The following is a 19,807-nucleotide window of genomic DNA, read 5'->3' on the forward strand; positions in this document are numbered from 1 at the left end:
GTCCTCATATGGGGATGATTAGAAAGGGCACCGATGGACTTGGCGCAACAAGCGGCTTCAGTGATCGTAGACTAGCGTAGAAAAAGAAAGACTGAGAACTGATGTTTGAGGCCTACTCAACCGTATTGTACTCGGCGAGCTACCACTCACCACTCCGCATCGTCATCCGCGGGAAGGAGGATGAGCGAATCCTCATACGAGCTTACCGAAACGACAAGATCGAAAACATCAGCCGGCACCAAGAACGGAATCGGCCTCATCCGCGAAGCTAGGTATCCGGCCCAAGGCAGCGCGAACCAGAGCAGCGCCGCGATCTGAAGTGCTACGTTGAGACCGAACGCGACTTGATAGGCTTGGACGGGCCTATGGCCACCATTCGCAGACCATTGCTCCAGGATCAGGCCAGTCCCGAATTGAGCCAAAAATGCCCAACCGAAGTGCAGGACGTTTAAGGCGCCATTGGCGCGACCAGCTAGCTCAGGCGGAAAGTAATCCGCTATCACCGCGAAGCTGGCCACAGTTGCCGTTCCGACAATGGCGACAACGGACCAGAGCACAATGGACGGCAGAGGCGCTCGCAAGATCAAGGCCAACTCAGCTGCGACAAACAGAACTGATACCATCACTAGAATCGTCTCCGTCCCGATTCCCCTCCGTTTGATGTAATGGACCGTCGTACCGAAGAACCAGGCACCGCAGCTCAAGACGATCGACATCGTAAGAAGCTGTCGGACCAAACCTGCGCGATCAAGCCCCTCGACGTCTGTCAGCCATGGCGATGCCCACAAACCTTGCAGAGACCAGGCTGATCCAATGCAAGTCGCCGACAACGGTGCGATTCGCCAGAAGCGCCGATCGCCGAAAACGGAGCCAAGGGTTGCGTGCGCGGTTGACGGGACAATGGGTCGTTCAGGCACGACGACATAGATGAGAATGGCCGTCACACCGGTAGCGGCCGCCAGGACCTCAAAGAGTTGCCGCCAGCCCATCCAGGCGAGCAGGTGTTCGACGGGAGTCGTAGCGGTCACCGCTCCTAGCGATCCCAGCATGATCATGTAGCCGTTCAGCAAGGCAACTCGTTCCCTGGGGAACCAAAGGATGATGGACTTCAATCCAGCCGTCAGTGCCGCCGCCACGCCAAGCCCGATCATCGCGCGCGCGATCAAGAGTGAAAGGAAGTCGGTCGACACCGCGAACAGTCCGGCGCCCGCTGCTGCGAGCAAGAGCATAACACTCTGGACGCGCCGCGGACCAAAGCGGTCCAACAAGATACCGACGGGGATCTGAGCCGCTGCAAAAACAAGAAAATAGACTGACGTAAGCAACCCGAGGTCGGCAGTCCCAAGACCGATATCCGAGCTGAGCCGACTGGCGATCAGAGCATTGATCGTTCGAAACAGGTACGAAAGATAGTATCCAGCAGCAAAAGGGAGAAAAACACACACGATTCGACGCCATGCTTTTGAGGTTTGCATGCTGGCCCCTTTTCAGCTCGTCCGAGCCGATAGCGCGTCCAGCTTTTTGTCAGTTCGGCTTTTTTGCTCCGGGCGTAGGCTGGCGTAGAAAAAGCAGGGTTGGCGCAGTAGCGCATTAGGATGCTCAGACACTTTCGCCGTTCGGTTCCTGATGGCGGATGTCTTCTGGAATCTCGCGGAGAAAGCTTTGCCCCTTTTGCAAGCGCCGCCCGAGCGCCTCGACAAATCCTTCAAAGCGCTCCCTGCCCTTTACCTGCGCGGCAGCCTGCGCGTCGTTGGGCAGCGGCGGCGTTATCATCAGCCAGAATCGGATGAAGAGAGCCAAGGTCTCGGCCGTTAAACCAACGTCACGCTCAAGCCTCTGCATCTGACGCGACAGTCGGTCGAGGCGACGGGTAAACGCCGCCTCCCGCATGTCCGCTCCGTCCGGCGACAGAAACGAAGCGACTGCCGCTTCCACGATCGCAGACCGGGAGAGCTTCTTCCGATCGGCGAGCTCCGAGATCTGTTTCAGAAGCTCGGGCGGGAAATAGACGTTCATCCGGTCGCGCATATGGCCTTAGAGCTCCATACCGTCATTCGGGTCCATGGCGACTTGCCAGGCGACACCGCGCATCTGCTGACGCATAAGTCGAGACTGGCGGACCGCATCTTCGTCGTCGTCAAGCACGGCGGCAAATTCCTCTGCGGGCGTCGGCTCGGTTGTTTCTTTGACGATCGCCACGTGATCAGGGAGTTCGGGCTCGCGGCGCAGGCCGCTGTTCGCCGAGTCTTCCTCTCCTTGCCCCCTGTCGGTTGGAGGTTGCGCCGGCTTCAGCGTTCCGAGCGCTGACCATCCGTCCGTTCGCGATGGTCGGCCGGCGATTGCCGGATCAGGCGGCGGCAGAACCCGCTCGGTGAACCGCCGATCCTCGTAGTAGCGGACCTTCTTCGCCCGGATCGGCAGCGTGCCCGCCACCATGACGATCTCGTCCATTGGCGGAAGCTGCATGACTTCGCCCGGGGTCAGCAGCGGCCTTGCCGTCTCCTGGCGGGAGACCATCAGGTGGCCCAGCCAGGGGTTCAACCTGTGACCCGCATAGTTCTTCATCGCGCGCATCTCCGTCGCCGTGCCCAGGGCATCGGAGACCCGCTTGGCGGTCCGCTCGTCATTGGTCGCGAAGCTGACGCGGACGTGACAATTGTCGAGAATGGCATTGTTGGGCCCGTAAGCCTTCTCGATCTGATTGAGCGACTGCGCGATCAAGAAACTCTTGATGCCGTAGCCTGCCATGAAGGCGAGCGCAGACTCGAAGAAATCAAGCCGCCCAAGCGCTGGGAACTCGTCAAGCATCATCAGGACCCGATGCCGGCGGTCACGGGCGTGCAAGTCCTCGGTCAGGCGCCGGCCAATCTGATTCAGGACCAGGCGGATCAATGGTTTGGTTCGCGAGATGTCAGAGGGCGGCACCACGAGGTAAAGCGTCGTAGGGCGGCTATCTGCGATCAGGTCGGCGATCCGCCAGTCGCAGCGGCAGGTCACCTGGGCCACGACGGGGTCACGGTACAGCCCGAGGAACGACATCGCGGTGGACAGGACGCCAGAACGTTCATTCTCGGATTTGTTAAGGAGCTCGCGCGCGGTCGAGGCGACCACGGGATGGGTGCCCTGCTCGCCAAGGTGCCGTGTGGTCATCATCGCCTTCAACGTGGCTTCGATCGGCCGCTTCGGATCGGACAGGAAGGCGGCGACGCCGGCCAGCGTCTTGTCTGCCTCGGCATAGAGGACGTGGAGGATGGCGCCGACCAGAAGCGAATGACTGGTCTTCTCCCAATGGCTCCGCTTGTCGAGGGAGCCTTCGGGATCGACCAGGACGTCGGCAACGTTCTGTACGTCGCGAACCTCCCATTCCCCGCGCCGGACCTCGAGCAGCGGATTGTAAGCTGAGGACTTTGCGTTGGTCGGGTCGAACAACAGAACGCGGCCATGCCGCGAACGGAAGCCGGCGGTCAACTGCCAGTTCTCACCCTTAATGTCGTGGACGATGGCCGAGCCGGGCCAAGCGAGCAGTGAGGGGACCACAAGGCCGACGCCCTTGCCCGAGCGGGTCGGCGCGAAACACAAGACGTGCTCCGGCCCGTCATGGCGGAGGTAGTCGCGCTCAAGCTTGCCGAGCACCACACCATCGGGACCGAGAAGTCCGGCCGCTCGAACTTCCTCCAGACCAGCCCAACGCGCCGAACCATAGGTTTCGACATTCTTGGCTTCGCGCGCGCGCCACACCGACATGCCGATCGCGACTGCTATCGAAATGAACGTCCCCGACGCCGCAATGAAGGCCCCCTCGACAAATACCTGTGGCGCATAGGCATCAAAGACGAACCACCACCAAAAGAACACTGGCGGGTAATAGATGTTGAAGCCGAACAGATCAAACCAGGGCCGCCCAAGCTCCGGCTGCCAGGCGAGCCGCCAAGCCGTCCACTCTGTTGCTCCCCAAATTGCCAGCAGAACGATCAAGCCGACAACGATCACCTGACTCCAGAGTATCTTGGTTCCGGACATCGCGAACGCCCTTCCGCAACTGAATTGGAGAGATTGCTAGAGGCCAAGGTCACGCTTCCGGCCAAAGCCCCATTCGATGCCACCGCCGTCCTTCACGACGCCGGTGACGTGCTGGCCGAGCTTCTTTTCGAGTTCGCGCGACCAGGGCACGAGTTGGAAGCCGAGCCCATTGTCGATCATGGCGAAGCGTCCCGAGGCGAGCGTCAGACGCTGGCGATAGGTGCCCGCCACATGCTCCCCGGACGCGGCATTCGCGAGAGGTAGGCCGATGTCGGCCGAGACCTTTGTGGCCACTTCGTCCAGCTCGCGCCGGCGCAGCGTGTTCAGGAGGTCGCGCTGCAAGACGATCCGTTGGCCCTGCCGCCGCGCCAGGCCTTCCTGGATCAAATGCGCGGTGCGGGCTTCCATGGCGTCGCGGGTCTCACGGCCGAATCCGCCAATGGCGAGCGGCATGGGGTCGCGTTCGACCAGCCTGTGGTCGAGCCAGGTCGCGCCCTTCGCGGTGACCTGCTCGGCAAGATCGAAATCGGAACGGATCGCCAGCACCATGGTCGGCCGCGGATCGCCGGCTTGACCGAACCGTCGGACCTCGACGATTCCGCCAACGGGCGGAGCATGTTCGAAGGCCTCGAGCCCTCGGAAACGCACGTGGTGCGCGCGTCCGTCTGTTCCGTCGATTACGGCGTAAGCCTCGCCAGTCAGTTCGTCATGCAATCCCCGGTCAACCAATCGCCCGGTGATCTTTGAAGTCGGCTGACCGCCTTCGATGACGAAGTCAGCAACGCCGCGCACTTCCCCACGTTCGCTAAGGGCGCGGTGCATGGTCTTGATGATGTCGCCCCGCATGCCAAGGTCGCGCAAGCTACGCTCGGCCTCAAGTCCGACCATCCATTCTCCTGGCGCGGCGGATGCGGCGAGGCCCATCTTCTCCAGGTGCTGAAGGCGACCAACCATGAGGCGCCTGATCTCCGGATCGGACTTGGCGGGATTCTCGGGACGCAGATCGATATAGCCGGTCTCATCTGCCGCCAACCGGATCTCCCGATCGAGCCGCGTCCATCGCTCCGCCGTGATTTCGCTCTCAAGCGAATTGCGGATCTCATGCTCCGGTTTGGGACCGAGTTCAATGGCTACCAGTTCCTCGGCGCGGGAGCGAAGGCCTTGGCTGATGTAGTCGCGCGAGATCACGAGATCCGACCCTTCCTCGTCTACTCCCCGAACGAGAAGATGGACGTGAGGGTTGTCGGTATTCCAATGATCGACAGCCACCCAATCGAGCTGCGTGCCGAGGTCGGCTTCCATCTGCTGGGCGAGGTCGCGGGTAAAGGCCTTCAAGTCGGTCATGTCGCCAGCGTCCTCCGGCGAGACGATGAACCTAAAATGATGCCGGTCGTCCTTGCACCGTTCTGCGAAAGCCGCGCTATCGGCGCGGTCGCAGCCCTCATCGAACATCTCGGCCCGTTCACCATTTCGGGTCACGCCGTCACGCTTCAGATATGACAGGTGGGCAGTCAGTGGTGCTGAGCGGAAGGCTCGCCCTTTGTGACGAACCACGCGCGCCTTCACCACGACGCGCCGCGTCGGGCTGAACAATCTGGCACGGCTAAAGGACAGGCGCCCGCGGCCAAACGTCGAGCGCCCATAGGCCGCAGAGCGCCTGCCGGTCGCGGTCTGACTCGAGGGGTGTCCTGCTTTTTTCGCCGCGCGCAGCACCTGGTTGATGAAGCTCTTCTGTTTAGGCGCGCGGGTGCTGCGAATGCGCCCGGGTCGAATACGCAGGTCGCTGTCGCCTACGGTCATGGCCGGGCCTCGAAGAGCACAAAGGTGCCGTCAGTGCCGAAAACGCCCTTGATTGCATTCGTCAAAATGCAATGCGCGGCACGCGCCCCGACCGACCGGCACGGTAGAACCCAAGCCATGCCAATGGCTTGCGGTTCGACCGGCGAGCCCCTTTTATCTCGCCGTCCTGCCGTCGTGGGGTAAACGTCCGGTCCTTGCACACTTCCGAGGAGTGCATTGTCGTTCCATATCGGGTTCTCTGCTGCATTGGAGATTCTCCGGTGGGTCCGAAACACTTCGAGAACAGAGCCAGGCGTGAGTGGTGGTCGATTCACGTTGAGGCGTGGCGCAGAAGCGGTCTCGGGATCCGAAAGTATTGCCGCCAACATCGTCTCAGCGAGAACACGTTCCGGCGTTGGTTGAATGTGCTCGCCGATGCAAAATCCTTGCAAGCACAGGCGGAATTGCAGCGCGAGGAACGACGACAACGTCACCGCAAGCGACGCATTCGGCTGTCGACCGGCATCCGCTCGAAGGCGGTTCAGGCGTACTGGGCGATGCATGTCGAGGCGATGAATTGGAGCGGCATGGGCCTGCAAGCCTATGCTTGGGCGCACGGCATCTCGCGGTACAGCTTGCGCTGATGCGCGATCTGATCGACGCCAATGAGGTTGAAATCGACTGGCGGACGCACGTTCATCCGAGCGCCCTCCCACAAATAAGCAGCGGTTTAAGCAGCGCTGCTAAGGGCGCAGCGGCCAAGCAGCGCTTGACAGCATATCCGATCGGTGATCCGCCGAATGAACCGCGCGCCAGCCGGCGTCGCCTCAGTGAGGAGGAAAAGCTCGCAATTGTGGCCGAGTCCGAGCTCCCCGGCGCGACCGCTGCCGAGATTTGTCGCCGCCATGGCATCGTCACCAGCATGTTGTTCCGATGGCGGGTACAACACGGCTTCAGCAAGCGCCTACCGGCGAAGCTAGCGGCCGTGAGGGTCACCGGAACGCAATCCGCAACGCTGGTTCTGAACGATCTGTTGCAGCCGCCCGACGGCATGGCGGTTGTCGAATTGGACGATGGGCGTCGAGTCTTCGCACCGATCGGCAGCGATCCGGATACGGTCCGTCGCCAGATCACTGAGCGGGAGACAGCACGATGATGATCGTGCCGACCGGCGTGAAAGTGCATCTGGCTTTGGGGCATACCGACATGCGGAAGGGCCTGGATGGCCTCGCCGCTCTCGTTCAGGAACACCTCAAGAAGGATCCATTCTCCGGCCACCTGTTTGCCTTCAGAGGCAAGAAGGCAAGCACGCTGAAGATCCTGTTCTGGGACGGCAACGGGCTTTGCCTGTTCAGCAAGAGGCTCGACCAGGGCGGCTTCATCTGGCCGAGAATGAGCGATTCCGGCGGCACGGTGACGCTGTCCCCGGCACAACTTGCCATGCTGATCGAAGGCATCGATTGGCGCACACCAGAGCGTCGATGGCGCCCGGCCATCACGGGTTGAATCGCAAAAACCCGCATAGAATATAGCGAAGTTGCTTCGTCGAATCAGCGCGTCCGAGTAGAATCGGTCATGCAGCTCGACCTCGACAATCTGCCGTCGGATACTGCGCTTCTGCATCGCCTGGTGCGCGACATTGCCTCGGTCATCGCGCATCGGAACAGCGAGATCCAGCGTCTCCAGGCAATCATCAAACAGCTTCAGCGTGCACAATTTGGGCGTCGTTCCGAGCGTCTCGACGCCGATCAACTCGCCCTTGGACTGGAAGACCTGGACATCGATCTGTCGACTGTCGAGGCAGATCAAGCCTCGGTGGAGACGCCTGCGCCGACGCAGAAACTGCAGCCGAAGCGCAAGCCGCTGCCGGATCATCTGCCCCGCGAAGAGATCGTGCTCAACGTCGATAGTGAGACGTGTGCGTGCTGTGGCGGCGTGCTGCATGCGATCGGTGAGAGCGTCAGCGAGATGCTGGACTGGGTGCCAGCACAGTTGCGCGTGGTACGTGTCTGCCGCCCGAAATATGCCTGCCGTAGCTGCGGAACGATCACCCAAGCGCCGGCGCCCGAACGACCGATCGCCGGCGGTTTGGCCACGCCAGCCATGCTCGCGCAGGTGCTGGTCAGCAAATACTGCGACCACACACCGCTCTATCGACAGGCGCAGATTTTTGCCCGGCATGGCGTCGAACTGGAGCGCTCGACATTGGCCGGATGGGTCGGCGGCGCGTGCTGGTGGTTTGCAGCCCTGCACGATCGGCTGTGCGAGCACATGTTCGCGTCGGATCACCTGTTTGCCGACGACACTCCAATACCGGTGCTCGATCCGGGCCGCGGGCGTACCAAAACCGGACGACTGTGGGTGTACGCCCGCGATCAACGGAGCTGGGCTGGGCCTGAGCCGCCGGCTGCGGTTTATGTGTTCGCGCCCGACCGGAAAGCGGAGCGCCCGGCAGCGCATCTGACGCACTTTAAGGGCGTTCTGCACGTCGACGGTTACGCGGGATTCGAGCGGTTGACCGCCGCCGGAAACATCACCCTCGCCGCATGTTGGGCGCACACCAGGCGCAAGTTCTACGACGTTGCGCAGGCCGAGGACACGCCCGTCGCGCACGAGGCCCTGCGTCGCATCGCTAGCCTCTATGCCGTCGAAATGCAGGTGCGTGGCCAATCGCCGGCGCATCGGCTGGCGACGCGGCGCGCACTCGCCAAGCCGATCGTTGACAGCCTTCGCCTTTGGCTCGAGGTGCAGCTCCCTCAACTGCCGGGCCGCGGCAATCTCGCCGAAGCGATCCGGTATGCGCTGTCGCGCTGGGATGGATTGACCCGCTTCCTCCATGACGGCTGCATCGAACTTGACACGAACCCCGTCGAGCGGGCGATCCGACCCGTGGCGCTCGGCCGCAAGAACCATCTCTTCGCTGGGAGCGATGGCGGTGGGAAACGATGGGCGATCCTCTGTTCGCTCATTGAAACGTGCAAGCTCAACGACGTCGAGCCTTACGCATACCTGCGCGACGTGCTGCAGCGCATGGTCGACGGACATCCCATCAACCGCCTCGACGAACTTGTGCCATGGAACTGGAGTTCCGCGGCACCCGCCGCTGCCAACGCCTGAGCAAAGCCAGACTCTCGCTAAACGACAAACATGAGACCGCGAGTAATTGCAATTGGCGTCCTTTGTAGCGATATTACATGACGTTCCAAAATTGCGATGTGATGGGGTTCTTGAGGTGACGCAGTCTTCCCGAAACGGGGCGGATACCAAGCTACTCTCCGAGGCCATTGAGGCGCTTCGTGAGTTGGTCTCACGCGCGCAAGACGCCACAGACGAGTCTTTCGACGACGGCCATTCGGTTGATACTTGGAAGAGCGAGGAATTCCGCGCCGCGATAGAGCGCGCCGAAGCAGTGATCGCGAAGGCGCAAGCTGCGATGGCAGAGCCCCGCACGGAATAGGAGTTCTCTGAGTCGGCGCATTGCCGACCGAGGCCGCTAGGCTCGTCAAGCCATGACGTCATGTGCAGCCCCCGGACGCATACGTCGTGGGCTCCCGGTCGCTGGTTCCCGAAAGAGCCCCCGCGACTTGGCAGCCAACTCGCGAAGCCCCCACTGCTTCCGAGCGCTTGCGATAGCGATCGTTACCCGAAGGGCCGAGACACCCGAAGGGTGGCTCGGTGAGGAGCGAAGCGACGAGTAGAGCGCGGGCCGAAGGCATCGCCCATACGCCATCAGCACACACCACTTGCTCGTTGAAGCACGCCAAAGTTTGCGAGCCCGCACAGTTGGTCATTGCGATACTCCCGAATCCGATCGAGGGACGAACACGCCAATTGGCCGGGGGACCATAGGCGAAACATCGGGCGCCGAAATTGCGGTCGTGACACCGCTCGACGGCATGAACGACGGCAACCGATAGCGTGTTTTCATGAGATTGGATCGCGTGACGAATAGCGTCGCGACTGCTGATGACTGTCCACTTGACGTCCACCTCGGTGGCAGTTCGATGGCAAGCAGATTTGCGAGCTTTGCGACGTATGCTCGCGTCTCGTCTTGCAGAGAGGCGCCTGCGAGATGCTCTTCGTAGCGAGCAGGTCCCGCATTGTATGCGGCAAACACGCCTGGCGAGCCGTACCGATCGAGCAGTTCGCGCAAGTAAGCCGTGCCGGCCAAAATGTTGTCGTGCGGGTCGTAGGGGTCGTTTCCGAGATGGTAGCGCTCGCGAAGTTCCGCCCAAGTCGCCGGCATGATTTGCATCAGGCCCATTGCGCCTTTTGGCGATCTGGCGTGCACGTCACCAGCACTCTCGATGCTTTGGACTGATCGGATCCAGTTCGGTGCAATCGCAAAGCGTTGTGAGGCCTCATTGATGAAGCCGGCAAATGAGTGAGCGGTCTGACTGATCGCCGGCTGGGCGGCTGATCCGCCCTGGGCCGAAGCAGCACTGTCGAACGCAGTCAAAAGAAGCATCAGGGGTACGACAGCACAAACGCGCGGGCCCAACCGAGCCAAGCGTGCTGTCGCGCTCGCGCCAGCCTTGCAGACATCGATCGAGACGGAGGAATGATCCAGCAATCGATCGAACAAGGGAATGGCGATGAGAACCCGTCCAATACGCACGCTCACTCCTCCCAGATCCACACCGGCATCGCACGGCCGATCACGCTAGATGCCGGAAGAAGTCCAAAATACCGGCCATCAAGAGAGTCGTCCGACTGCCAGTTCATCAGAAACAGCTCGCCGTCGCCGACGACGCGGCAGCCTTGCCATTTCGGCAGCGGCCTGCCGCGTCCGTCGCGATCCTTCGCCTCACCCACGTCGATGGCGTCGACTGAAATCGTGAGCCCGCTTCTGCAGACCGTTTGCCCCGGAAGCGCCAAGACCCGCTTGAGCATGGGAACGCCGACCGGAAGATAGCCGTTCAAATCAAGAAAGGTCGCAAGCGGCTCCGGCGGCTGAACGGCGACAAGCTCGGTGACATGGAAGTGCTTCGCCGGTCGTAAGCTGTAGAGACCTATTGGCACGCTCACCGATGCATTCCAGATGTAAAGCGGAAGCGGCTCCAGGACGATTGTCGTGACGATCGCAGCAGCAGTTCCAAACGTCGCGATGAGTATCTTCAGAGAGCCTGTCATCGCATCACCCTTTGGCGATGGAGCCAGGCCTGATGGCGCGCCTTCGTGTACGGGCGCGGGTTTTCGTTGACGGACAGGCGGTTATGAACGTGATGCCAATGATCAGGCGCGACATCGGCGGGATCGATGCCGAGCGCCTCAACGGCATCGATCATCTGCAGCACGCGCTCGACCTTTGGCCAACCTGACAGCCGTAGCACAATCTCTCCGCCGGGCTTCACATACGGTACAGTCGAGCAGCGCTGTCCCGGCGCGACCGCGCGCAAGATGTCGATGCGCGAAATGATCGTCCCAAAGTCGTTGGAGGTCCAACGGACGAAGGCAAAGATGCTACCGGGCGCAAATGACAGGATACGCCTGTGCCGATCAAGCTTCCGTTCATCGACAATGCGACCGAACCGAACGCGGTTCTCGATGCGCTTCTCGAGCCACAGCACTTCCACTTCGGTGAGATCGCTCATGCCGCCGCTCCCTGAAGCTCGAGCCAGGAGCCACGCGCTTCGGGAGCGGTGAAGTGCGTGTGCGGTCTGTGAACGTCAGCATGAGCGGCGGTCCGGCGTTGCCGGTCACGCGTCATGCAAGTTGCGGTCTGGTCCGTTAGAAGAAATCCGAAGGATTTCCGGTTAGTAAAGTTAGAGCGGCTGAAACACGCGGAGAACCAAGCTCTTAAGCTCGATTCCAGTCCCCGATAGCACGAGGATCGGGTCCCCGATAGCACGAGGGTTGCGGTCCCCGATAGCACGAGCTGATTCACAGATTGTCCTCCGAACTTGGAATGAGACCGCGGCGGCGCTTGCGTGCCGTTAAGGGATCAACAGGCGTAGGTGCGAAGTTCAGTCGCTCGCTGCCGTTCCGGTCTCGCGTGAGCCCGAGCTGATAGCCGGGCAATGTCTGGCGCTGGACGATTTGACGTACGTCGTAAGCAAAATGCTTGAGCGGCGAGATGATGCCGGACTTGGCATGGAGGTGCACAAGGTCGAAACTCCAGCCGCCGCCCTGGCGGCCGCCATGCTTGCGCACGAGCCGGTAGAGCCACCGCTCAAGCCCGCCCGTGAGCTCGAAATAGGCGCGATCGATCGTCAGCACGAGCGCGTCATCGATGACGCCCGCGTAGAACCAATCCGGCAGGATCAGCTCGATCCCAAATGGCCGACCGTTTGCATCGGCCGTCTCCTTCCATTCGTTGATCCAGGAGAAACGATGCCGTCGCCGTTCTGTCGCCGCTCGGATCGACGTCATCACGGTAGTCGACTGGAGTCTGTCGAGACCGGCCTTCAGGCGGTCATAATCGCGTGCGCTGGTGCCGCGGCCCACGAACGTCAAAATCTCGTAAGGCGTTGCAGCCATCAAGCGCGAGGTCTTCAAGCCTGCGTCACGCGCTTCGACGATCTGAGACGCAGCCCAAATCAGAACGTCTGCATCCCAGATGGTCGCCATGCCGTGTTCGGGCACCGCTTCGACACGAATTGCGATCGTACCGGCTCGGAAATCGATCGGCACGATCCGCTTGGTCTTTGCGAGCGAGAAGAACGGATATGCCATCAGATCCTGCGCGTCGCGGGATGCAAGATCGCCGGGTAGCGCCCGAAAGAGTTCAAGCTGCTCGCGCTCGGAATGGTATTTGCGCCGCATGGTCATTGCTCTCGCGCGGCAATCAGCGACGTTCCTGGCCCGCATACGGGCGCAGAACCGGGTGCTTTTTGGCCGGCAGCACGGTCCCCTTCCCGGGGTCGGACGTTGACGTCTTGGCGCCGCGGTCGGCCCACGCTTTCAGGTCATCGAGGGCATAGACGACACGTCCGCCGATCTTCCGATAGGTGGGTCCGGTGCCGTATGTGCGGTGCTTCTCCAGCGTGCGACCGGACAGGCCAAGATAGCGCGCGGCCTCAGGTGTACGCAGGAAGCGCGGGGGAAGAGCGGCCATCGGATCGGGCATTTGAGAACTCCAGGAGGACAGCGCACTACGCCTGGCTAGGCCGGCGTGTGTGCGGTCATCATGGAGAAGCAAGATCTCGGAGGGGGATGCCGAATATGGAGGGGGCGATTTTCGGCACCCTTTGGGACTGCGCTACTGGTCTTTGCGCCCGGGCCGCAGAAGTTTGCGATAGCCTCCGCGTACCAACGCGAGGCGGCCCTGCTCCAGGCGGATCGTTCGATTGCGCAGATCATGCGTCTTCCAGGCGCGATCGGGGATGCGTTTTTTGCCGAACAGCGCCTCGGCGATCGTGCGATAGCTACCGCCGGCGCTGTGAGCATCGAGCGCACGAATGGCGACGCTCAGGCGCTCGCGCCGCTGCTTAGATAATTGGTGAAGGGCTGGACCGGACGCGCGTCCATTCATGACACGCCACAGCCGCCGGGCTGCATACGCGCGCGCTTCGAAATCGCCGTCAAACGGCAGTTCGGCTGCATATGGAGCGCCAAGCACCGGCGGGTCCTTGGACCAGACACGGTGGTCCGCCGAACTGATGCGCAGCACGGCGTGCCAGCCGTCGGCGGCGCGCCGCACCTGGCCTGCTGCAAGGTCAAGCAGCGGTTGAGACGCTGAATTGCGATCGGCAGCTCCGGCAAACTTGACCGGAATGACCGCCGCTAGAACCTCAGGCGCCCAAAAGATTGTCTGCTCATCGAATGACCTCTGCGGGTCATGGGCGAAAGCAGATACCCCATTTCCTCCTGAATTCGTCAGTCACTTCGCCGTTCTGATTGATGGCAATCATCACCTCGTACTCACGCCGATAGTCGGCGTTACGACGAAGACATTCCCAAGCGATGTCGGTGACTTCCGCGTCTTGTAGGCTCTTGTAGGAATCCGGCGACCGCCAGTCAAATTCAGGCATTGCTTCCGCCCCATTGCACGCAGCTAACAACGATTGCGGTGCAATAGGTATGAACGAAGCAGTTGTAGGAAGCCCCTAGTTTAGCACCACGTGGTGCACAGGAATGACCACTGGTCAGCAAAAGAAAATCGTTCTGCCTGCAAGTCGCCAGCCAGCGATTTTCTTCTATTTCGAACCAGCGCCGCGTAAGAGGCGGCGCCCTTGCTCCGTCACCCATTTGGCACGCGCAAGATGACTCTGATATGCGCGCCGCGCACGATCCGGCTCTCGCTCTGGGTCCATATGCAAGATCACTCGAGCCACTTCACGCCAGTCCGCCCCCTCACTTTCAGCCTGCAGAAGACGCATGTATGTGACGACATGCTGTTCGTCATAGACCGTCAGCGCCGGCTCGTTCGGCGCGACATCCGCGACGTCAGGATCCAGCGGCGGCTTCGACATCAGAGACGACAATAGGCGCGAGATTCAAAATCAAATGGCGAGGCACCAGCCTCGCCGGCTCGAACAATTCCCTGCTGTAGCATATGGAATGCCACCTGTTCGGGCGAGCGTTCAAGAAGCTGCATTTCCCATATTTTCCTTAATTGAGGCTCCGTCCGAGACCCTAAACAACCAGCTCCGCGTATTATAACACGTAGCGCCAAAATACGCGATTGCTTCCTATCCTGCGGATGGACATTCGCAAGGTCTTTGGAGCAAACGCGCGTCGATTTCGACTGGCCCTTGGCTTGAGCCAAGAGGCCGTAGCGGAACGCATGGGCGTCGACGGGCCTTTGTAAGCAGCATGGAGCGAGGGCTCCAAAACGCGACACTGCTCACAATCTGGCAGATTGCCCAAGCGTTGGGGGTCAGGCCGGCAGATCTGCTTGAGGAGAAGGTGTCCAAAGCTCGGTCCTGAGCTTCCGCGAGCCGGGCTCGCGACCCGGGAGTCCCGATGTGGACACGCGTTACGACTGCCGATCCAGCTTGCTGGAGTGGCGGCGATCAGGTCTCGAACAGGCGATCTCCAGAGGGCGCGCCGGGCACGCCGTCAAACGAAATGTCGCTCAGATCGGTAGCAAGCACTTAGAACAATGGTTCAACGGTCGATCCATCGGCCGAGGGAGAGTTAGAAAGCCCCGCCCAGCGGACCGGACGGGGCTTGGTGGGACGCTCTTACTCGCCGTTCTTGCGCGGTCGCGACCACAGGAGGGTGTAGCCCTCACCGCTTTCGTCATCGAACAGGTTCGCGTAGATCGGCGCGTTGAACGAGGGGTCGTCGAGCTTGAGCGAGAGGTAGTCGCGGCCTTCCTCGGAACGCTTCGACCAGGCGGCCCCGATCTCGGCCCGGCCCACGTAGATGCGGTGGCTGGGAGCGTTTTCGTTGGACCGGTTGGTCTCGGCGACGATGCGGACGCCCTTGGCTTGCAGGCTCAGGGTGACGATCTCGCCCTGGAAATCATTGCCGACCTTCTTGAAAGAACCGATGTTAGCCATGTCACTTCTCCTGTTGTGTTTCGAGCCCGCGACCACCGCGGCCTCGATGGCGATCTAAGGCCGAGGACGATCGGCGACGCACCCGCTCGGGCCGGAGCGCAGCGGAGGACGTCGTTGTGGCGACTTTCTTGTCTCGCGAGGAATGGGCGAAGCCCAGGGGAAGAAAGTCGCATCAACGGCGTTGCGGCTCAGACGATCGAGGCGAAGCCGGTCTTCGGCCAGATCAAGCCATCAACGAGGCCACGTGCGTCCGCGTGCTGAACCACAATCTCTGGAGAAGCGTGGCTATCTCGGTTTTGATGAACAAGAGGTCGGAACGATTCAGCGTAGAAAGAGAAACAATCTCCTGCAAAGGGCGGCATCGTCTCCCAAGAACCGATGGGCGCAATATCGCTCCGCTGCAGCTGCGTGGGCCAGACCGAATGCCGGCCGCCTGATCGAGGAGTTCCGAGGAGGACTGCCGCGCTCGCGCTCAGGTTACGATCAGCCTTCCTTCAACGCGCGATCTACGCGTACCTGTTCGACGATGAAGGCGGTCATCCCCTCGGGCATTCGGCCGTAAGAACCGGTAGGACAGGTTCTCGACAATCATCCCACTCGCCTCCCGGAAATCACGCTTGTCCTTGCCCGGCGTTGCACTCATTCGCAAAAGCCAAAAGCTCTAGCTAGTCAGGAGACAACTTGATCTGCTTACCAACGTGTTCACGCCAAAGACCGAGCCGCTTGACTCGATACTCTACTAATTCTGTCGACGTACCGAAATGCTCTGCGACCTCATTCGAAGAACGTTTCTTGCTCACGGCATCGATAACTGCCGCCCTCGGAAGCAGCACTGCGGAAGCCAGATAATAGGCGTCGTGCTCCTCCGTCTTGTCATACGTTCTGCCGTATGCTTCAGCTACCCGAGCTATCTTTGTGAGCTTGTGGCCTAGAAGGATGTGCCAGTACTCCTCCAGTAGAGTTACGCGTTGGCGTTCGATCCTGTGACTGTCATTCAAGAGCACGACCCAATTCTCATTGTCGGCATCTAGAGGAATGGTCATTGCAGACCATTCGCCTCCGGCAATCCCCCGTAAATGTCTCACGGTTTGCGCTTCAAGACAGTTCCTCTTCCCAACAGGGACTACTTGTACCCCATCCACTTCGATGCGCAGGCTATCGATTGGCTCATCTTGTGAAAGCCCCAGATCCGCTCTGAATTTTTCAGCCGCTTGCTCAAGCTCTTCTTTGGACAGCGACGCGCTTGGAGGACTTGCGTTATCATCGACGTCCTCATGACCAGACCAATGAGCGCCAGTCGCTAGAGTTTGGCGCAGGCATTCAGCTGCTTTCAACAGCGTGCGCACAGTTGACGAGCGAACGTTCTTGCCCGCTCGGAAGTGTACGAATGCGACTTTATCGAACCCGAGTCCGGCGTCTTCGGCATCGGGGCCTAGCCACTCCATAAGCCGGATTTTGGAGTTGTTGTCTGGCCGTCCTTCCCCGCGTTCGATTCTCGCGAGCGTTGAAAAACTGACGCCGATGGCTGTTGAGAGCGCCCGGATGCTCAGCCCTTCAGCTTCCCGTTTCCGCCGTATGGCTCGAACCAGCTTTTCTTCGAACGATGGCATGCTTCCTCTGTGCGAATGGCACGGCTTGACACGCCCATTGATTCGGGCGCAGGCTGTGCGGGTGACACAGACTCGCACATTTCCGATTCGGGGTGAAGCCTCCCTGGGGAAGGACGTCCGGGCCTTGTTGCATGAGTTCGGAGCTGCATTGGACCAGCACCGGCCACTACTAGTCCACGTCCACGGCCTGATCGCGGTCGACGAGCAGTCGCCGCCGGTCAATACAACTCAGGAGAACGGTAATGAACGACAAAGTGAGAGAGGACCCTCAGCCCGATCACGGAAAAGGACCGCCCGACGACAAGGGTCGGCCAGTCGACCACGGGCGGCCGGTTCCTCACCACGGATCGGCAACGGCTTGCGTGCCGCTTACGAAGGTCAGGTGATCCGCCTTGCAGAGGCGTACCCCACTCTTCAGTCTTTCGCAGACGACAACGGAATGTGGCTTCTCGCCAAGAGCTCGGTGATCCCCGGCTTGCAGCGGAAAGCCACATTTCTCTTAGCTCTTCCCTACCGATCGGGGTTATTGCCTCGAGCCTGGGGGTTCTGGACCGACGCGGCGGAGCCGACGCGCTGGATCGGCCCGCGTCACACCAACTTCTGGGACGGCTCAATCTGTGCATTCTCGCCCAACGACGGAGTATGGATAGAGGGTGGCGATCTTAGGACTCTCTTCGATCTCTATACGGTTTGGGCTCTCCGGCACCTCCATTTAGAAATGTGCGGCCGATGGCCGGGAAAGCAATACGGAATCGTTGGTGCAGACCCACGCGCCGACGCTTACTACCGCCAGCGGGAGTGCCAGGACGACGAGCTTTGCGGTTGCGGCTCCGAAACACTGCGGTACGCTGAATGCTGTAAGGCTACCGATCTGCGAGGCGATTTCGTCGAAGCAGCCTCGCTCTTCCTTAAACACACCGGCGGGTTTGAGAACCGCAAGCCCCCAGATGCTGTGATTAGCTTCATCAAAGACCACTCCGCCGTGCCCAACATGGCAGATGTTCACTTACAGCTCCGATGAAGCTGGATTCGCTGAGCTGATGCCTCGTGACGTACCGTGATAATCACAAATGATCACGAACTACAGTTCCCAAGTAGCGCCCCACTTTCCGAATACACGCCGAAAACGCCACAACTTCAAAGTGATCCGGAGACTCCTGTGCACAACCTACCCTACCCGGCTCGAACGGGCGGGTCTCCGCCAAAGCCATCAAGCGCGTCCATGACGTAACGCCAATGCAAGCTGCGCCGAGGCAAGCGAAGACCTCGCGCCAGGCCAGCGAAGGCACCCCGATATGGGACACGGCGAACAGGATATGATAGCCCGCGACGGCGGCGGGAACAGCGAATGCTGTCGCGATTGCGATGCGCAAGGTCAAGGACCGAGTAACGGCAAAGGCGATCTGGCCGAGGACAAGCGTCAGTGCACCGCCGGCCGTTCCAAGAAGCAGCGCGCCGATGAGGCCGGCACCGCCCTGAAACGCCGTCATCCCGATACTCAGTGCGACGAAAAACGGCAGGGCATACACTGCGAGCGCGAAAATCGCCCATAGGCCGATGCCCAGTGTATTGAGAACAAACCCAATAGCGAGCATGGTGGTGGCTCCATGTGCATAGATGTACTGGTCGCGCGCCTTCCACCACCACCACCACGGCGCAACTCTGGATATGAGACCGAAACGAGGCGGAGTTGCGGCGTGAGCATTTCGCCTCGAAGACTTCAGTCGAGAAGGCGACGCTCACGCGCCGCCGAACCTCCAGACTGGGATGCCGAGCCGCTTCGCCTTGTCGGCGAGGTTGTCCTGGATTCCAGTGCCCGGGAAGTGCATGACGCCGATCGGCAAGAGTTCAAGCATGGCGTCGTTGCGCTTGAAAGGTGCTGCCTTGGCATGTTTCGTCCAATCAGGCCTGAAGGCGATCTGAGGCACCTTGCGGTTGGTCGCCCATTTCGATGCGATCAGTTCGGCACCCTTCGGGGAGCCGCCATGGAGCAGGACCATGTCGGGATGCTTAGCATGAACCTTGTCGAGACGATCCCAGATGAGGTGGTGGTCGTTGAAGTCGAGCCCTCCGGTGAGCGCGATCTTCCGGCCCGCCGGCAACATGACCTCGGTCTCAGTGCGACGCTTGGCCGCGATAAAATCGCGCGAGTCGATCATCGCCGCGGTCAGCGTACGGTGGTTCACCAGGGATCCCGATCGGGGGCGCCAGAATGAGCCGGTGTGAGTCTCGAAGCGCTCGATGGCCTGATCGCGGAAGAGTTCCAGGCAGTTGCGGCGCTCGATCAGCGTGACACCTTCGGCCGTTAGACGCTCGAGTTCGACCGATCGCACCTCGGAGCCGTCCTGCTCGCGCTGGCTCTTCCGCTGCGCCTGTTCGTTGTCGTCGAGCTGGCGTCCGATGCGGTCGACGGCTCGGTGGAACAGGTTGACGGTCGACCAGAGCAGATCGTCGAGGTCTGGTTCCAGCCGGGTGTCGCTCAACGTCGCGACCAGGGCATCGAATATATCGGCGACGGCGCCGGCGATGATCCTGCCCTCGGGGAGCGGCCGTGGATCAGGCTGATCGTCGAACGGGCGGTAACCGAAGAGCTGCAATTCGGTGAGAACGTGTTCGGTCGCAGATGCGGCGTGCGGCAGTTCGATGTCATCGTGGTCGGTCATGGAGGCGATCCTTTGCCGGATCGGCCGCGACCATCGCGGCCTTCGTGGCGATCACTCAGACGGCAGGCGGAACGGGCCAGAACCCGGAGCGGCTTGTCCGCCGAAGCCCGCAGGGCGTAGGCGGAAGCGGAGGGCCGAAGCGCAGCGGAGGATGGCGAAGGCCGGCTATTTTGCTTCGCGATGCAAAGCGCGCTCGCCAGATGGCTAATGTGTCTTCTCGTCGCCGGCGCGCGGCGGAAAATAGCCGGACGCAGCCATTGCCGGCCCGAGCCGCGTGCCGTCCGAT

22 protein-coding genes are annotated in these 19,807 nt (G+C 60.9%); 5 read left to right on the top strand and 17 right to left on the bottom strand.

Annotated features, from left to right (window positions below):
- Positions 1–146: 146 nt before the first annotated feature.
- The 4 genes from GGD67_RS17545 to GGD67_RS17560 form a co-directional block, all read right to left on the bottom strand.
- Positions 147–1,475, bottom strand: coding sequence for an MFS transporter (locus GGD67_RS17545; protein ID WP_179734536.1), 1,329 nt, complete (start codon positions 1,473–1,475; stop codon positions 147–149).
- 124 nt (positions 1,476–1,599) lie between these two features.
- Positions 1,600–2,028 carry a CopG family transcriptional regulator gene (locus tag GGD67_RS17550; protein ID WP_179734538.1) on the bottom strand — a complete coding sequence of 143 codons (429 nt, stop codon included), beginning with the start codon at positions 2,026–2,028 and terminating at the stop codon, positions 1,600–1,602.
- A gap of 6 nt (positions 2,029–2,034) precedes the next feature.
- Positions 2,035–4,020, bottom strand: a complete 1,986-nt coding sequence (locus tag GGD67_RS17555; protein ID WP_179734541.1) for a conjugal transfer protein TraG — start codon at positions 4,018–4,020, stop codon at positions 2,035–2,037.
- A gap of 36 nt (positions 4,021–4,056) precedes the next feature.
- Complete coding sequence (locus GGD67_RS17560; RefSeq protein WP_179734543.1) at positions 4,057–5,820, bottom strand: DUF3363 domain-containing protein; 1,764 nt, start codon at positions 5,818–5,820, stop codon at positions 4,057–4,059.
- A 260-nt stretch (positions 5,821–6,080) separates the two neighbouring features.
- On the opposite strand from GGD67_RS17560, the gene tnpA reads away from it, so the two are divergent.
- From tnpA to GGD67_RS17580, 5 genes are all read left to right on the top strand, one after another.
- Positions 6,081–6,443 (top strand): IS66 family insertion sequence element accessory protein TnpA, encoded by a 363-nt coding sequence (gene tnpA / locus GGD67_RS39390; protein WP_246790823.1) that lies wholly within the window; start codon positions 6,081–6,083, stop codon positions 6,441–6,443.
- Complete coding sequence (locus tag GGD67_RS39395; protein WP_246790824.1) at positions 6,443–6,955, top strand: transposase; 513 nt, start codon at positions 6,443–6,445, stop codon at positions 6,953–6,955. The genes tnpA and GGD67_RS39395 overlap by 1 nt, the downstream gene beginning before the upstream one ends.
- Entirely contained in the window at positions 6,952–7,305 is a 354-nt protein-coding gene (gene tnpB / locus GGD67_RS17570) for an IS66 family insertion sequence element accessory protein TnpB (RefSeq protein WP_179734545.1), read from the top strand. The genes GGD67_RS39395 and tnpB overlap by 4 nt, the downstream gene beginning before the upstream one ends.
- A gap of 69 nt (positions 7,306–7,374) precedes the next feature.
- A complete protein-coding gene (gene tnpC, locus GGD67_RS17575) occupies positions 7,375–8,916 on the top strand; it encodes an IS66 family transposase (RefSeq protein WP_179734547.1) in 1,542 nt (513 codons plus the stop codon).
- Positions 8,917–9,031: 115 nt separating this feature from the next.
- Positions 9,032–9,256 carry a hypothetical protein gene (locus GGD67_RS17580; RefSeq protein ID WP_179734549.1) on the top strand — a complete coding sequence of 75 codons (225 nt, stop codon included), beginning with the start codon at positions 9,032–9,034 and terminating at the stop codon, positions 9,254–9,256.
- Between the two features lie 330 nt (positions 9,257–9,586).
- Here the strand turns inward: GGD67_RS17580 and GGD67_RS17585 are convergent, their stop codons facing one another.
- The 13 genes from GGD67_RS17585 to GGD67_RS17640 form a co-directional block, all read right to left on the bottom strand.
- A complete protein-coding gene (locus tag GGD67_RS17585) occupies positions 9,587–10,417 on the bottom strand; it encodes a lytic transglycosylase domain-containing protein (protein WP_179735062.1) in 831 nt (276 codons plus the stop codon).
- Between the two features lie 2 nt (positions 10,418–10,419).
- Positions 10,420–10,932 carry a S26 family signal peptidase gene (locus GGD67_RS17590; protein WP_179734550.1) on the bottom strand — a complete coding sequence of 171 codons (513 nt, stop codon included), beginning with the start codon at positions 10,930–10,932 and terminating at the stop codon, positions 10,420–10,422.
- On the bottom strand, positions 10,929–11,393 hold the full coding sequence (locus GGD67_RS17595; protein ID WP_179734552.1) for a DUF2840 domain-containing protein: 465 nt from the start codon (positions 11,391–11,393) through the stop codon (positions 10,929–10,931). Before GGD67_RS17595 ends, GGD67_RS17590 begins: the two co-directional genes overlap by 4 nt.
- A 289-nt stretch (positions 11,394–11,682) precedes the next feature.
- Positions 11,683–12,564, bottom strand: a complete 882-nt coding sequence (locus GGD67_RS17600; protein ID WP_179734555.1) for a replication initiator protein A — start codon at positions 12,562–12,564, stop codon at positions 11,683–11,685.
- 22 nt (positions 12,565–12,586) lie between these two features.
- Positions 12,587–12,868 carry an AlpA family transcriptional regulator gene (locus GGD67_RS17605; protein ID WP_179734557.1) on the bottom strand — a complete coding sequence of 94 codons (282 nt, stop codon included), beginning with the start codon at positions 12,866–12,868 and terminating at the stop codon, positions 12,587–12,589.
- Positions 12,869–13,000: 132 nt separating this feature from the next.
- Positions 13,001–13,441, bottom strand: a complete 441-nt coding sequence (locus GGD67_RS17610) for a DUF2285 domain-containing protein (protein WP_312013715.1) — start codon at positions 13,439–13,441, stop codon at positions 13,001–13,003.
- Between the two features lie 136 nt (positions 13,442–13,577).
- On the bottom strand, positions 13,578–13,772 hold the full coding sequence (locus GGD67_RS17615; protein WP_179734559.1) for a transcriptional regulator domain-containing protein: 195 nt from the start codon (positions 13,770–13,772) through the stop codon (positions 13,578–13,580).
- A 165-nt stretch (positions 13,773–13,937) separates the two neighbouring features.
- Positions 13,938–14,213, bottom strand: coding sequence for a DUF2285 domain-containing protein (locus GGD67_RS39400; RefSeq protein ID WP_183709894.1), 276 nt, complete (start codon positions 14,211–14,213; stop codon positions 13,938–13,940).
- Between the two features lie 714 nt (positions 14,214–14,927).
- Positions 14,928–15,248, bottom strand: a complete 321-nt coding sequence (locus GGD67_RS17620; RefSeq protein WP_179734561.1) for a DUF736 domain-containing protein — start codon at positions 15,246–15,248, stop codon at positions 14,928–14,930.
- Positions 15,249–15,913: 665 nt separating this feature from the next.
- Positions 15,914–16,858, bottom strand: a complete 945-nt coding sequence (locus tag GGD67_RS17625) for an ImmA/IrrE family metallo-endopeptidase (protein WP_179734563.1) — start codon at positions 16,856–16,858, stop codon at positions 15,914–15,916.
- A 712-nt stretch (positions 16,859–17,570) separates the two neighbouring features.
- On the bottom strand, positions 17,571–17,864 hold the full coding sequence (locus tag GGD67_RS17630) for a hypothetical protein (RefSeq protein ID WP_179734565.1): 294 nt from the start codon (positions 17,862–17,864) through the stop codon (positions 17,571–17,573).
- A gap of 58 nt (positions 17,865–17,922) precedes the next feature.
- On the bottom strand, positions 17,923–18,453 hold the full coding sequence (locus GGD67_RS17635; protein WP_246790825.1) for a hypothetical protein: 531 nt from the start codon (positions 18,451–18,453) through the stop codon (positions 17,923–17,925).
- Between the two features lie 144 nt (positions 18,454–18,597).
- Positions 18,598–19,521 (bottom strand): DUF2493 domain-containing protein, encoded by a 924-nt coding sequence (locus tag GGD67_RS17640; protein ID WP_179734567.1) that lies wholly within the window; start codon positions 19,519–19,521, stop codon positions 18,598–18,600.
- Positions 19,522–19,807 lie beyond the last annotated feature (286 nt).

Source organism: Bradyrhizobium sp. IAR9 (genome assembly GCF_013408065.1).
Classification (GTDB): domain Bacteria; phylum Pseudomonadota; class Alphaproteobacteria; order Rhizobiales; family Xanthobacteraceae; genus Bradyrhizobium.

Coding starts and splice junctions, on each gene's coding strand:
- GGD67_RS17545 (WP_179734536.1), bottom strand. CDS start 1,475: ATGCAAACCTCAAAAGCATGGCGTCGAATCGTGTGTGTTTTTCTCCCT.
- GGD67_RS17550 (WP_179734538.1), bottom strand. CDS start 2,028: ATGCGCGACCGGATGAACGTCTATTTCCCGCCCGAGCTTCTGAAACAG.
- GGD67_RS17555 (WP_179734541.1), bottom strand. CDS start 4,020: ATGTCCGGAACCAAGATACTCTGGAGTCAGGTGATCGTTGTCGGCTTG.
- GGD67_RS17560 (WP_179734543.1), bottom strand. CDS start 5,820: ATGACCGTAGGCGACAGCGACCTGCGTATTCGACCCGGGCGCATTCGC.
- GGD67_RS39395 (WP_246790824.1), top strand. CDS start 6,443: ATGCGCGATCTGATCGACGCCAATGAGGTTGAAATCGACTGGCGGACG.
- tnpB (WP_179734545.1), top strand. CDS start 6,952: ATGATGATCGTGCCGACCGGCGTGAAAGTGCATCTGGCTTTGGGGCAT.
- tnpC (WP_179734547.1), top strand. CDS start 7,375: ATGCAGCTCGACCTCGACAATCTGCCGTCGGATACTGCGCTTCTGCAT.
- GGD67_RS17590 (WP_179734550.1), bottom strand. CDS start 10,932: ATGACAGGCTCTCTGAAGATACTCATCGCGACGTTTGGAACTGCTGCT.
- GGD67_RS17595 (WP_179734552.1), bottom strand. CDS start 11,393: ATGAGCGATCTCACCGAAGTGGAAGTGCTGTGGCTCGAGAAGCGCATC.
- GGD67_RS17600 (WP_179734555.1), bottom strand. CDS start 12,564: ATGCGGCGCAAATACCATTCCGAGCGCGAGCAGCTTGAACTCTTTCGG.
- GGD67_RS17605 (WP_179734557.1), bottom strand. CDS start 12,868: ATGCCCGATCCGATGGCCGCTCTTCCCCCGCGCTTCCTGCGTACACCT.
- GGD67_RS17615 (WP_179734559.1), bottom strand. CDS start 13,772: ATGCCTGAATTTGACTGGCGGTCGCCGGATTCCTACAAGAGCCTACAA.
- GGD67_RS39400 (WP_183709894.1), bottom strand. CDS start 14,213: ATGTCGAAGCCGCCGCTGGATCCTGACGTCGCGGATGTCGCGCCGAAC.
- GGD67_RS17620 (WP_179734561.1), bottom strand. CDS start 15,248: ATGGCTAACATCGGTTCTTTCAAGAAGGTCGGCAATGATTTCCAGGGC.
- GGD67_RS17625 (WP_179734563.1), bottom strand. CDS start 16,858: ATGCCATCGTTCGAAGAAAAGCTGGTTCGAGCCATACGGCGGAAACGG.
- GGD67_RS17635 (WP_246790825.1), bottom strand. CDS start 18,453: ATGCTCGCTATTGGGTTTGTTCTCAATACACTGGGCATCGGCCTATGG.
- GGD67_RS17640 (WP_179734567.1), bottom strand. CDS start 19,521: ATGACCGACCACGATGACATCGAACTGCCGCACGCCGCATCTGCGACC.